Here is an 11,946-nt window from a genome sequence, read left to right as displayed (position 1 = left end):
GGGAACGCTACTTCCGCAGCTCGAACGTCGTGGCGCCGACCTTGATCGGTGCACCGATGCGCACGGCCGTGGGCGTGCTCACGCGCTGACCGTCGTGCCACGTGCCGTTCGTCGAGTCGAGGTCCTGGATCATCCACTGGTCGCCCCACAGCAGAAGGCGGGCGTGGTGGCTGGAGGTGTAGTCGTCGCGGATCACGAGGCCGGACTCGCTCGATCGCCCGATCGTGAGCGGCTCGGAGCCGAGCGGCAACTCGAGCCCCGCTTTGGGTCCGCTCGTGATGACGATGCGCGCGACCGCGTCACGCGTGGCGGCCGATCTCGTGGCGGCCGGCGCGGATGCGGCCGCCGGCACGATCTGCTCGGTCGCCGCGTGGCCCGGCGCCGATGCCGGCGCTGCCGCGGGCACCGGGTCGGGCATCTTGCGCACGGTCACGCCGAACAGGTCGGCCCGCAGCGAGTAGACCACGGCGAAGACGAAGAACCAGAGCAACACCAGGAAGCCGATCTGCAGGAGCAGAAGGGTGAGTACGCTCACGACGTTCCCCCGGGGCCGAAGGCGCGTGTCGCATCGGCGGCGGACCTCGACGGCCGCCGCGGCGTCGCCTCCGCGATGACATGGAAGGCGATGTCGGTGCGCCCGATCGTGACCACCGAGTCCGGGGGGAGAGGAGCCTCGGACACCTTGCGTCCGTCGAGTATCGTCCCGTTGGTCGACTGCAGGTCGCGCACCATCGCGCGCTCGCCGTCCCACAGGATCTCCACGTGCCGGCGGCTGGTCCCGGCATCCGGGATTGTGATGTCAGCGTCACTCCCGCGGCCGATCACCGTGCGCCCCCTGGCGAGCGGATGCCGGTCGCCGCCGATGTCGACGACACCTCGCCACGACACCTCCCCGGCCGCGGTCCGCGAATCGACGCGGACGGTGCCGGTCGGCAGCTGCGGATCCGCGTTCACCGCGATCGTCACGGGCCCGGCGAAGCTGAAGCCCTGCGCCTTGGCGTGGGTGTCGACCAGACGATGCAACTCCTGCTCGAGCGTCGGTCCCAGGGCATCCATCCGCTCGGCGTCCGCCGGAGCGAGGCGCACGACGAAGGTGTTGGGCGCGAGAATGCGGTCTCGGCTGACGACGACGGCCTTCGCGTCGAGCTCGCTGCGCAGAGCGGAAGCGACCTCGACGGGCTGAACGCCACTGCGGAAGGTCTTCGCGAACGCGCTGTTGACGGCGCGCTCGAGACCCTTCTCGAAGCTGTCAAGTAGTCCCACGGGGCTCCTCTGGCGTGCTGGCCGGTGCGTACATGCTAGTTGCTCACACTGAGAGCACGCGGATGCCGCTCCCTGCGCGGATTGCCGAGCCGCGCACCCTGCGTGATATCCTCGGGAAGTTGACCCGGTGGTGACGCCGGTTCGCGCGAGTGGCGGAATAGGTAGACGCGCTGGCTTCAGGTGCCAGTGCCCGCAAGGGCGTGGGGGTTCAAGTCCCCCCTCGCGCACAGGCCCATTGAGCTCTTGAGCTCCTTGGATTCAAGAAATGCGCAGCGGCGGTTGGTCTCGAGGAACTCGATCCAACCGCCGCTTCTTTTCTCGATGAGCAGGAGACCCCGGGGACGGCTCCGTGGCGGGCCGAATGGTTAACGTTTGTGTCACCATGTGCCCTGGTGGGGCGCACACTCAGCCGACACCTATAGGATGTGCCGTGACGCACTTGCGTCGAATACAGCTCGATTAAGTAAGGCAGTTCATGAGCACCAGCGGTACCGTCAAGTGGTTCAACTCGGAGAAGGGCTTCGGCTTCATCGCTCCCGATGAGGGCGGCGCTGACGTCTTCGCCCACTACTCCGCCATCGAGTCGAGCGGCTACCGCTCCCTCGAGGAGAACCAGCGCGTCGAGTTCGAGATCGCCCAGGGCCCCAAGGGCCTGCAGGCGGAGAACATCCGACCCCTCTGAAAACCTCGCGGCCCGCAGAGCGGGTCGCCAGTCTTTCGCCAAGACGTCGTGGTCCGAAAGGACGACGACGTCTTCGGCGTTACACACGCCATTCGCGTCAGCCGTCCCTCGTCGGGCGGGGTCATCGCTCACTCGCCGTCCGCGACCAGGAGTGCTCTCAACTGTGCGACGTCATCAACCTGGGCGGCGGCGCCCTCGCCTTCGTGCGGCCAACTGAAGCCCCAGCGCACGAAGATGACGGGAATGCCGTGCGCGGCACCACCCTCGATGTCGTGATGGCGGTCGCCGATCAGGACGGGCCTGGTCGTGTCGACGCCGACGGCATCGAGGCGTCGCACCGCTTCGGCGACGATCGCGGACTTCGAAGCCAGGGTTTTCTCATCCGGAGTCGCGCCGACGACCGCTTGCAGATACGGCGCAAGTTCGAAGTGTTCGACGAGGGCCGCGACCTGAACCTCGGGTTTGGAGCTCGCTGTCGCCTGCGGGATGCCGGCGGCGCCCAGCTCGGTGATCAGCTTGCCGATGCCGGGATACAGCTTGGCGCCGGACGTGTAGCCTTCCGCGTGACCGATGCGTCGGTACATCTCTGTGGCGGCGGTCGCCTGATCGGGCGTGAGACCGAGGTTCGTCTGGAACGATTCGTGCACGGGTGGGCCGATCCAATGAACGAGCTCCGCACGCGTCGGCGGCGGGAATCCAAGGATCTCCAGCGCTCGTGTGAGGCGCCGAAGGATGCCGTCAGACCCATCCACCATGGTTCCATCCACGTCCCAGAGGATGCAGCTCCACGGTGATCTGAGCGACATGCCCTCAAGCCTAGTGAGCCTCAGAACAGGCGCGGGGCTCCGGATTCGGTGCCCTTCATGCTCTCGTAGTCCAACGTGACGCACCGGATTCCGCGGTCGATGGCGAGCACCCTGGCCTGCGGCTTGATCTCCTGTGCGGCGAACACCCCCGTCACCGGGGCCAGATGCGGATCGCGTCCGAGCAGCTCAAGGTAGCGGGTCAGCTGCTCGACGCCGTCGATGTCGCCGCGACGTTTCACCTCGACCGCGATCGTGCCGCCGGCAGTGTTCCGCAGCAGCAGATCGACGGGACCGATCGCCGTCGGGAACTCCCGCCGGACGAGCGTCAGCCCGTCGCCGATGACCTCGACCTGCTCCGCCAACAAGCGCTGGAGATCCGCTTCGACGCCGTCCTTCTGCAGGCCGGGGTCGACCCCGAGTTCGTGGGAGGAATCGTGCAGCACCTCGTAGATTCGCACGAAAAGCGCGTCACCGGTCTTGGCGTGGATCACCCGCCAGTGCTCGAGCACGCCGGTCGAGGCGGACTCGGCATCCGGCGCTTCGACCGTGAAGGTGCACGGCGGGCTCATCCAGTTCAGTGGCGCGTGTTGCATGTCTCGGTGGAACGCAACGGTACCGTCCGCTTTCAACATGATGAGACGGGTTGCGAGGGGGAGATGCGTATTCAGACGACCGGAGTAGTCAACGGAACAGCGAGCAATGACGAGGCGCACGCACCCATTCTCCCAAGACACTCGTTCGAATCACCTCGGCCCAGAACGGTCCAGATCGCGAGCCAGCGCCTCGTGAACCGTCCCAGGTTTGGTGCCGCATCCTTTTGAGTTGATTGGATGTCATGATGCCGAAGAGGGTTGATTCCGCGCTTCGTGAGCGTGTTGTCCGCAGACCAGTGAGGAGCATGCGGAGATCCGTCGCCTCACGTCGGAGAATCGACGGCTGCGCGACGACGTCGCGATCCTGAAGGCGGCGGCGACTCTCTTCGTGGGGGAACTCGACCCCCGCAACCGCTGATGATGGGCTTCATCGATCAGATGAGGGCTGCGGACGGTCACCGACGCGCAGGTCGTTGACGCTGTTCGTGACGCAGCCTGCACCACGGTCATCGATGCGGAGGGTGTCGAGCGTCGGAAGATGACCCCGGAGGGCTTGTATGGGCGCAAGAGGATGACCGCGCTCATCCGCCGCACCCGTGATCGCTGACGCCTCCCGGGGTGCGGTGGACCGCGCCACGCGGACCCTGAGTCTTTCGGGCATCACGCAAGCCAAGAGCATCCGCAAGACGATCTCCTCCAAGGACGGGGTCCCTGCCGGAGACCTGCTCAACCGTATGTCGCGTTCATCCTCGACGTGTTCTCGCAACGGACTCTACAAAGCCGAATGCATCCGCACAACGATCTTCCAAAACCTCGGACGGTGCAACCGAGCAGCGAGCGATCACGAGTCTCACTCGTCCAGATTACGAGCATGCTTCCGGTGGTATGGCCGCGTCGAGCGCGCCGGTTACGCGCGAGCGCGCTGGACGGGCGCCGGAATCCAACCGCGCACTCGATGCGAACCGGCGCGCTCGGCGACAGGATGCGGAAAAGCTAGGGGGAGGGGTCAGGGGCGGCCGGCGCCGACGGTGGATCCGGCGATGGGCTTGGCGGAGCCGGACGCCAGGCCGCTCATCGCGATGAGGGCCACGATGATCCAGAGCGTCGGGAGAATGCCGATCTGATGGCTTATCCAGCCGAGCACGGGCGGTCCGCACAGGAACGCGATGTACCCGATCGTCGCCGCCGCCGACACGGATGCTGCCGCCTTCTTCGGGTCATCGGCCGCTGCCGACATCCCCAGCGGGAACCCGAGGGATGACCCTGCTCCCCAGAGGATGATGCCGACGAAGGCGACGGGGAGATTCGGGGCGAGGATGAAGATCACCAGGCCCGCGGCGGCGGCCACCGAGAGGATGCGGAGCGTCCACACCCGGCCGATCCGGTCGACGAGAGGCCCGCCGACGGCGCGGAATGCGGTCATGGCCACGGAGAAGACGGTGAAGGCAGCTGCTCCCACAGCCTCGGACTGGCCATGACCGTCGACGACCGCTATCGTCAGCCAGTCGTTCGCGCTGCCTTCGGCGAACGCCATCCCCAGCATGATGAGGCCGATCGCGTAGATGCGCGGATCGCGCCAGACCGTGAGTGTCGTCAAAAGGCGCTCGCGGCGCGTCGACGCCGGGGCGTCTGCCTCGACGCCACGGGCCTCATGAGCAGGAACGAAGCGCAGGGAGCCCAGCATGACGATCATCACGAGAATCGCAGCGCTCCACAGGTGCACGCTGACCGGGACTCGCCAGGCGGCCATCGCGACGCCGATTCCGGCACCGGCGACGGTACCCAGACTGAAGAACGCGTGGAAGAGCGGCATGAGCGTGATGCCGAAGCGCTGCTCGACGGACGCGGCCTCGACGTTGATCATCACGTCGCAGGCGCCGAACGTGAGGCCCATCAACGCGAGGCCGACTGCGGCGACGGGAAAGGACTCGAGGGTTTCCACCCCGAGCCCCACGATGACGAGCGCGAACGCAAGGCCGGCGAACATGACGTAGAGACCGCGGCGGGCACCCCACCGGACCACGATGATGTTCGCGGCGCCGAGGCCGATGAGGGAGCCGGCGCCCATGACGAACAGCAGCAGGCCCAGCTCGAAGTCGCCGATGCCCAGCGACCGCTTCACGGATGGCAGGCGCGACGCCCAGGAGGCGAAGGCGACTCCGTTCAGGAGGAACAGAGCGAAGACGGCGGCTCGCCACTGCCCGAGTGCGGCGTGGGGAAGAGTGGGAGCTTTCGTGGTCACCCGAGGAGCGTACCGAATCGATTCGAACGCGCGATCGTGGGCGATCGCGCTGCCGCCGCGAGAGGCCTGGCGCATCGCGCCCCGGCGCCTCCCTTAAACTTGAGGACGACGACGCCCACGAAGCGGAGGAGCCACATTGCTGATTCTCCTCGGCGCGTTCGCGCTGGTCCCGCTGACATTGCCGTGGCTGATCGGACGCCTCGGTCCCCGCGCCTTCTTCATCGCCGCGCTGCTGCCCCTCGCGGCGTTCATCCATACCCTCCTGCAGACTCCCGCGGTGCTGGCGGGGAAAGCCCCGTTCGAGACGTACGCGTGGATTCCGCAGCTCGGCATAGATCTGTCGATGCGGATGGACACGCTCGGCTGGGTGATGGCGCTGATCGTCACGGGTGTCGGCGCGCTCGTGATGATCTACTGCCGGTGGTACTTCACCGGCGAGAAACAGGGCGTCGGGTTCTTCTCTGCCGTCTTACTCGGATTCGCGGGCGCCATGTACGGGCTCGTGCTGGCAGATGACCTCATCGTCCTGGTCATGCTGTGGGAAGTCACCAGCATCCTGTCGTATCTGCTCATCGGCTTCTATCACCGCCGTGGGGCCAGCCGTCGCGCAGCGCTGCAGGCGCTCCTGGTGACGACGCTGGGCGGCCTCGTCATGTTCGTCGGGGCGGTGATCGTCTCGGTGCAGGCGGGGACATCGAGCATCTCGCAGATCCTGCATGCGTGGAGCTCGCTGGAGCAGACGGTATCCGGCCCGCTGCTCAACGCCGCCGTCGTGATGCTGCTCATCGGAGCGCTCAGCAAGTCCGCGATCTTCCCGTTCCACTTCTGGCTGCCCGGCGCGATGGCTGCTCCCACGCCGGTGAGCGCCTACCTGCACGCAGCGGCGATGGTCAAGGCCGGCATCTACTTCATCGCGAGGTTCGCGCCCTTCCTGTTCATGTCGGACCTCTGGCGACCGATCGTGATCTCGCTCGGGATCTTCACGATGCTCCTCGGCGGCCTGCAGGCACTGCGCGAGTCCGATCTCAAGCGCATCCTCGCCTTCGGCACGGTCAGCCAGCTCGGCATGCTGACCGCGGTGCTCGGCTACGGCGTCCGCGACACGGCACTCGCGGGACTCGCCCTCCTCATCGGGCACGCGCTCTTCAAATCGGCGCTCTTCCTCGTGGTCGGTGTGATCGACCGCCAGCTGTCGACCCGAGACATCGGTGGGCTCTCCGGCGTCGGCCGGCAAGCCCCGACCCTCGCGGCACTCTCGATGATCGCCGTCGCCTCGATGATCGGAGTGGCACCGACGATCGGCTTCGTGGCGAAGGAAGCCACCCTCACGGCCTTCATCGACAGCGCCGCGACCGACCCGTGGGCGCTCGTTGCGCTCATCGGGATCGTGCTGGGCTCGGTGCTGACTGCCGCATACGGGCTGCGGTTCATCTGGGGCGCCTTCTGGACCAAGAAGGATGCCGGCGGTGCTCCCCGGCCGGTCACCGTGTGGCCCGATCCGCCGATCGGATTCCTCGCGGCGCCGTTGCTGCTGGCGGGGCTGACGCTCGCACTCGGGTTCGCGGCGCCGGGAGTGGATGCCCTGATCGTCGGATACGCCGACCAGGCCGCGGATGCCGCCTCCGCTGAGCATCCGTACCATCTGGCACTCTGGCATGGCCTCGAACCGGCACTCTTCCTCTCCCTCGGCTCGATCGCACTCGGCTTCGCGGTCTTCTTCATCCAGGTGCGCCGGGACTGGACGCCCCGTCGCATCCTGCGCTTCTCCGCTGCCGATCTCTACAACAACACGCTGCGGGGCATCGCCCGAGTGTCCACCTGGACGACCACCTTCACTCAGCGGGGCTCGCTGCCGCTGTACGTCGCCACGATCCTGGTGGTCTTCGTCGCCGCCGAGGGCACGGCGCTGATCGCCGGCATCGCCGACTGGAATGTCAGCCTCGACGGCTGGCAGACCCCCATGCAGGTCGTCGTCGCGCCGATCATGATCGTCGCCGGCCTCGCGGCGGTGCGCGCGCGCAAGCGCTACACCGGTGTGGTGCTGGTCTCGGTCACCGGGCTCGGGATGGTGCTGCTGTTCGCGACGAGCGGTGCGCCCGATCTTGCGCTGACCCAGATCCTCATCGAGACGGTGACGCTGGTCACCTTCGCCCTGGTCCTGCGGCGGATCCCTGCGCGGCTGGGTGAGCACAACGCATCGGTGTGGCCGATTGCGCGGGCCGTTCTCGCGGTGGGGGTCGGGGCGACGATGGCATTCATCGCCGTCGTGGCGACCGGAGCGCGCGTCGCCGACCCGATCTCGGATCGCTTCCCCGAGCTCGCCTACGAGCTCGGCCACGGCAAGAACGTGGTCAACGTGGCGCTCGTCGACCTTCGTGGGTGGGACACGATGGGTGAGCTGTCGGTGCTGATCCTCGCGGCCACCGGGGTGGCCTCGCTCGTGTTCGTCACACACCGGTCCGACCTGCTCTCGCGCGCGATCTCGCCGCTGCCGACAGCGACCACGCGCCGCCCGCTCGTGGAGACCGACGAAGGCCCGCGCCCCCGATCGGCGCGTCCCGACAGCACCCGCCAGGCGTGGCTGGTCGGAGGCCAGCGCATGCGACCCGAGAACCGCTCGATCATGCTCGAGGTGATCGTGCGCATCCTCTTCCACACGATCATCGTCGTCTCGCTCTACCTGCTGTTCGCCGGTCACAATCTGCCCGGTGGCGGTTTCGCCGGCGGTCTCGTCGCCGGTATGGCACTGGTCATGCGGTATGTCGCCGGTGGTCGCTACGAGCTGGGTGCCGCCGCACCCACCGATGCCGGGCGCCTCCTCGGCGTCGGGATGACCCTCGCGGTCGCCACCGCGCTCGCTCCGCTGCTGTTCGGCGCCGCGCCGCTGACGAGCGGGTTCTGGGAGGCGGACCTTCCGGTCATCGGGCACGTGGAGTTCGTGACCTCGACGATCTTCGACGTCGGCGTCTACCTCGTCGTCATCGGTCTCGTGCTGGATGTGCTGCGTTCTCTCGGCGGGGAAGTCGACCGTCAAGCGCAGGCGCTTCGATTGATGCAGGGATCGCGACCGCCGCAGGGAGGGCGTGCATCATGAATGCGTCCCTCGTGCTGATCATCATCATGGGTGTCCTCTTCGCCGCCGGCTCCTACGCGATGCTCGAGCGCAGCCTCACCCGCGTACTCATCGGCTTCCTCCTGCTCGGCAACGCCACGAACCTCTTCCTTCTGATCGTGATGGGACAGCCCGGAGAGGCACCGTTCTTCGGTGCGGCGGCGTCGCCCGAGGAGATGAGCGATCCACTTCCGCAGGCCCTGACCCTGACAGCCATCGTGATCACGTTCGCGGTGTCGGCGTTCCTCCTGGCTCTCATCTACCGTTCATGGCAGCTGGGCGAGGCCGACACCGTCGTCGACGACGAAGAGGATGTCGCGCTGCGCGAGCGCACTCCGTCCGATGAAGACGTGCTCGACGACGAGATCACACCGGACGACGACGACGCGGCCACCGACTTCATCGGGACGGCGACGACGCCCATCAGGGTCCTCCACCACGGCGACGTCGACGGCATCCGCGATGACGCTCCGACTGACCTGCCGACCGACACTGTGGACGGTGGTGACCCGCGATGAGTGCGCTCGTGCCACTGCTCGTGACGCTGCCCCTGCTGGGAGCCGCGCTCGTGCTGATCTTCGGCCACCACCGACGGGTGCAGGTGGGTGTCTCGATCGTGACGCTGACGCTCGTGCTGGGCATCGCCGCAGTGCTCCTGTACACGGTCGACGCGACGGGCCACGCGATCGCGGTCTCAGTGGGCGGATGGCCTGTCCCGTTCGGAATCGTGCTGTACGTCGACCGGCTCGCGGCTCTCCTGGTCGTCATCTCGAGCATCGTGCTGCTGGCCGTCCTCCTCTTCTCGGTCGGGCAGGGCGCCGCCGACGGCGATGACGATACGCCGGTCACGATCTTCCACCCCTCCTACCTGATCCTCGCGGCCGGCATCTTCAACGCCTTCATCGCCGGCGACCTGTTCAATCTCTACGTCGGGTTCGAGATCCTCCTTGTCGCCTCCTACGTGCTGATCACGCTCGGATCCACCGAAAGCCGCATCCGCACGGGCGTCGTGTACATCGTCGTCTCCCTCGTCTCGTCGATCCTCTTCCTCGCGGCCATCGCCGCGATCTACGGTGCACTGGGCACGGTCAACATCGCTCAGATCGCGCAGCGCATGGGCGAGCTGCCGCAGTCGACGCAGCTCGTGCTGCACCTCATGCTGTTGCTGGCTTTCGCCATCAAGGCTGCTGTCTTCCCGCTGTCGTTCTGGCTACCGGACTCGTACCCCACGGCGCCGGCGCCGGTCACGGCGGTGTTCGCGGGTCTGCTGACCAAGGTCGGCGTCTACGCGATGATCCGCACCGAGACTCAGATCTTCCGCGACAATGATGTCAACACGCTGCTGCTGATCGCGGCGCTCGCGACGATGATCGTGGGTGTTCTCGGCGCGGTGGCACAGGCGGAGCTCAAGCGCATCCTGTCGTTCACGCTCGTCAGCCACGTCGGCTATCTGGTGTTCGGTCTGGCGATCGCAACGCCCCTCGCGCTCGGAGCGACGGTCTACTACATGGTTCATCACATCGTCGTGCAGACGACACTGTTCCTCGCGATCGGGCTGATCGAGCGCCGGGCCGGCTCGACCTCGATCCTCAAGGTCAAGGGACTCATGAGGGCGGCACCGTTGATCGCTGCGCTGTACTTCCTCCCGGCGATCAACCTGGGCGGACTGCCGCCGTTCTCGGGTTTCATCGGCAAGTTCGCGCTCTTTCACGCAGCCGCCGAGGTGGGGACGCCCCTGATGTACACGCTCATCGGCGGCGGCATCATCACCTCGTTGCTGACGCTCTACACGCTCATGAGGGCGTGGAATCTGGCGTTCTGGCGCGAGGACGACGAGCACCCCGACGAGCCCGCCCTGATCGATCGAATCTCCTACCTCGACGACGCGCCGGCGGCCGACGAACAGAGCGAACGGCGCGCCATTCCCCGCATCATGACGGCCACGACGGCGGGGATGGTGGCCATCACGCTCTCGCTCACGTTCTTCGCCGGGCCGCTCTATGAGCTGTGCGCGCGGATCGGCGACGCGCTGCAGGATCCCATTTCGCTCGTTCAGCTCGAACAGGAGGTCTCCTCGTGAGCAGCGCCACCGTGCTCTCGGCGCTGTGGCGACAGCTGCCCTTCTTCGTGTGGCTCGTTGCGCTGTGGATGCTGCTGTGGGGCCAGTTCACCGTGCTCGCGGCGGTGACCGGCATCGTCGTGTCGATCTTCGTGATGCGGATATTCCGCCTGCCTCCGGTCGAGCTGTCCGGCCGCGTGAACCTCTGGTGGGGATTCGTCTTCGTCGTCGAGTTCCTGCTCGCCCTCGTCCGCGGCTCGTTGACGGTGGCCTGGCAGGTGCTGACCCCCGGGCAACCCGGCACGGCCATCATGGCCGTGCCGCTCGTCACCGACGACGACCTGATCATGACGCACGTCGCCGTCACGGCATCGCTCATCCCGGGATCGCTCATCATCGACGTCGACCGGGATCGCCGCATCCTCTACCTGCACGTGATGGGCGCTCGAGACCGTGCGCAGCTCGAACAGCAGCGCCGCGCGGTGCGGCACTGGGAGGAGCGGATCGTGCGCGCCGTCGGCTCACGCGCGCAGGTCGAATCGATCCGCACCGCCGAGACTGATCGGACCGGCGCATGAGTGCCGTGCTGACCGCGATCCACGTTGCGTTCGCGGTGGCGGCGGCACTCATCGTCTGGCGGATCATCACCGGTCCATCGATCCTCGACCGCGCGGTCGCGTCGGATGTCTTGCTGACCCTCGTCATGTGCGTACTCGGCGCCGAGATGGCGATCAATCACCACACGCGAACCCTGCCGCTTCTGCTCATCATCGCCGCGGTCGGAGTCTTCGGGTCGATCTCGATCGCCCGGTTCGTCGCTCGGAAGGATGAAGACACGAAATGATCGATGTCATCGTGCTCGTGCTGATCCTGATCGGGGCGTTGCTGTGCCTGACGGCGTCGATCGGCCTGCTGCGGTTCAGAGACGTGCCGACGCGGCTGCACGCGGCCACGAAGCCGCAGGTGCTGGGCCTGATCCTCATCGCGATCGCGATCGGCCTCTCGCTCGGGTCGTGGCAGGTCGCGGCGTTCCTCGTGCCGGTTGTGCTCATCCAGCTTGCGACCGCGCCCCTTGCTGCGCATATGGTGGGTCGTCAGGCATATCGCAACGGCACGATCGACGAGCCATCGCTGCTGGTCGACGAGCTGAAGGACGGGCCGCACACCCCGCCGGCCCCGGGCGACTGAC

At 66.9% G+C, this 11,946-nt stretch carries 12 protein-coding genes, 1 tRNA gene and 1 pseudogene; 9 read left to right on the top strand and 5 right to left on the bottom strand.

Annotation, left to right across the window (positions count from 1 at the left end):
• Positions 1–7: 7 nt before the first annotated feature.
• Together QZV81_RS00265 and QZV81_RS00260 are read right to left on the bottom strand one after the other, a co-directional pair.
• On the bottom strand, positions 8–535 hold the full coding sequence (locus tag QZV81_RS00265) for an FHA domain-containing protein (RefSeq protein WP_292830736.1): 528 nt from the start codon (positions 533–535) through the stop codon (positions 8–10).
• On the bottom strand, positions 532–1,263 hold the full coding sequence (locus QZV81_RS00260) for a DUF3662 and FHA domain-containing protein (protein WP_292830733.1): 732 nt from the start codon (positions 1,261–1,263) through the stop codon (positions 532–534). The genes QZV81_RS00265 and QZV81_RS00260 overlap by 4 nt, the downstream gene beginning before the upstream one ends.
• A gap of 143 nt (positions 1,264–1,406) precedes the next feature.
• Here QZV81_RS00260 and QZV81_RS00255 point away from each other — a divergent pair.
• Positions 1,407–1,490: transfer RNA gene (locus tag QZV81_RS00255), tRNA-Leu, on the top strand.
• 248 nt (positions 1,491–1,738) lie between these two features.
• Positions 1,739–1,945, top strand: a complete 207-nt coding sequence (locus QZV81_RS00250; protein WP_005054759.1) for a cold-shock protein — start codon at positions 1,739–1,741, stop codon at positions 1,943–1,945.
• A gap of 128 nt (positions 1,946–2,073) precedes the next feature.
• On the opposite strand, the gene QZV81_RS00245 is transcribed toward QZV81_RS00250, so the two are convergent.
• Both QZV81_RS00245 and nucS read right to left on the bottom strand, forming a co-directional pair.
• Positions 2,074–2,751, bottom strand: a complete 678-nt coding sequence (locus QZV81_RS00245) for an HAD hydrolase-like protein (RefSeq protein WP_292830728.1) — start codon at positions 2,749–2,751, stop codon at positions 2,074–2,076.
• 20 nt (positions 2,752–2,771) lie between these two features.
• Complete coding sequence (gene nucS, locus QZV81_RS00240; RefSeq protein WP_292830725.1) at positions 2,772–3,464, bottom strand: endonuclease NucS; 693 nt, start codon at positions 3,462–3,464, stop codon at positions 2,772–2,774.
• A 125-nt stretch (positions 3,465–3,589) separates the two neighbouring features.
• Between nucS and QZV81_RS00235 the strand changes: the two are divergent.
• Positions 3,590–4,119: pseudogene (locus QZV81_RS00235) on the top strand (IS3 family transposase); the annotation flags it as partial.
• Between the two features lie 231 nt (positions 4,120–4,350).
• On the opposite strand, the gene QZV81_RS00230 reads toward QZV81_RS00235, so the two are convergent.
• Complete coding sequence (locus QZV81_RS00230; RefSeq protein WP_292830723.1) at positions 4,351–5,586, bottom strand: MFS transporter; 1,236 nt, start codon at positions 5,584–5,586, stop codon at positions 4,351–4,353.
• 136 nt (positions 5,587–5,722) lie between these two features.
• Here QZV81_RS00230 and QZV81_RS00225 point away from each other — a divergent pair, with 136 nt between their 5' ends.
• The 6 genes from QZV81_RS00225 to mnhG are packed head-to-tail and all read left to right on the top strand — an operon-like array spanning position 5,723 to position 11,945.
• Complete coding sequence (locus tag QZV81_RS00225) at positions 5,723–8,680, top strand: Na+/H+ antiporter subunit A (RefSeq protein WP_292830720.1); 2,958 nt, start codon at positions 5,723–5,725, stop codon at positions 8,678–8,680.
• Positions 8,677–9,216, top strand: coding sequence for a Na(+)/H(+) antiporter subunit C (locus tag QZV81_RS00220; RefSeq protein ID WP_292830717.1), 540 nt, complete (start codon positions 8,677–8,679; stop codon positions 9,214–9,216). Before QZV81_RS00225 ends, QZV81_RS00220 begins: the two co-directional genes overlap by 4 nt.
• The gene (locus QZV81_RS00215) at positions 9,213–10,778 is read left to right on the top strand and encodes a Na+/H+ antiporter subunit D (protein ID WP_292830715.1); all 1,566 of its coding nucleotides are present in this window, start codon (positions 9,213–9,215) and stop codon (positions 10,776–10,778) included. Before QZV81_RS00220 ends, QZV81_RS00215 begins: the two co-directional genes overlap by 4 nt.
• Positions 10,775–11,335: a Na+/H+ antiporter subunit E gene (locus QZV81_RS00210; RefSeq protein WP_292830713.1), complete on the top strand. Its 561-nt coding sequence runs from the start codon at positions 10,775–10,777 to the stop codon at positions 11,333–11,335. The genes QZV81_RS00215 and QZV81_RS00210 overlap by 4 nt, the downstream gene beginning before the upstream one ends.
• Positions 11,332–11,601, top strand: a complete 270-nt coding sequence (locus QZV81_RS00205; RefSeq protein WP_292830711.1) for a monovalent cation/H+ antiporter complex subunit F — start codon at positions 11,332–11,334, stop codon at positions 11,599–11,601. The genes QZV81_RS00210 and QZV81_RS00205 overlap by 4 nt, the downstream gene beginning before the upstream one ends.
• A complete protein-coding gene (mnhG, locus tag QZV81_RS00200; protein ID WP_292830709.1) occupies positions 11,598–11,945 on the top strand; it encodes a monovalent cation/H(+) antiporter subunit G in 348 nt (115 codons plus the stop codon). Before QZV81_RS00205 ends, mnhG begins: the two co-directional genes overlap by 4 nt.
• Position 11,946: the final 1 nt, after the last annotated feature.

It is taken from the genome of Microbacterium sp. (assembly GCF_011620665.1).
In the GTDB taxonomy this organism is placed as follows: Bacteria; Actinomycetota; Actinomycetes; order Actinomycetales; family Microbacteriaceae; genus Microbacterium.
Note: the sequence above shows the minus strand (reverse complement) of the source record. Positions and strands in the feature narration are given on the sequence as shown.

What these genes read in the sequence shown, in the direction of transcription:
- QZV81_RS00220 (WP_292830717.1), top strand. Translation starts at nt 8,677, where the DNA reads ATGAATGCGTCCCTCGTGCTGATCATCATCATGGGTGTCCTCTTCGCC.
- QZV81_RS00205 (WP_292830711.1), top strand. Translation starts at nt 11,332, where the DNA reads ATGAGTGCCGTGCTGACCGCGATCCACGTTGCGTTCGCGGTGGCGGCG.
- QZV81_RS00245 (WP_292830728.1), bottom strand. Translation starts at nt 2,751, where the DNA reads ATGTCGCTCAGATCACCGTGGAGCTGCATCCTCTGGGACGTGGATGGA.
- QZV81_RS00250 (WP_005054759.1), top strand. Translation starts at nt 1,739, where the DNA reads ATGAGCACCAGCGGTACCGTCAAGTGGTTCAACTCGGAGAAGGGCTTC.
- mnhG (WP_292830709.1), top strand. Translation starts at nt 11,598, where the DNA reads ATGATCGATGTCATCGTGCTCGTGCTGATCCTGATCGGGGCGTTGCTG.
- QZV81_RS00215 (WP_292830715.1), top strand. Translation starts at nt 9,213, where the DNA reads ATGAGTGCGCTCGTGCCACTGCTCGTGACGCTGCCCCTGCTGGGAGCC.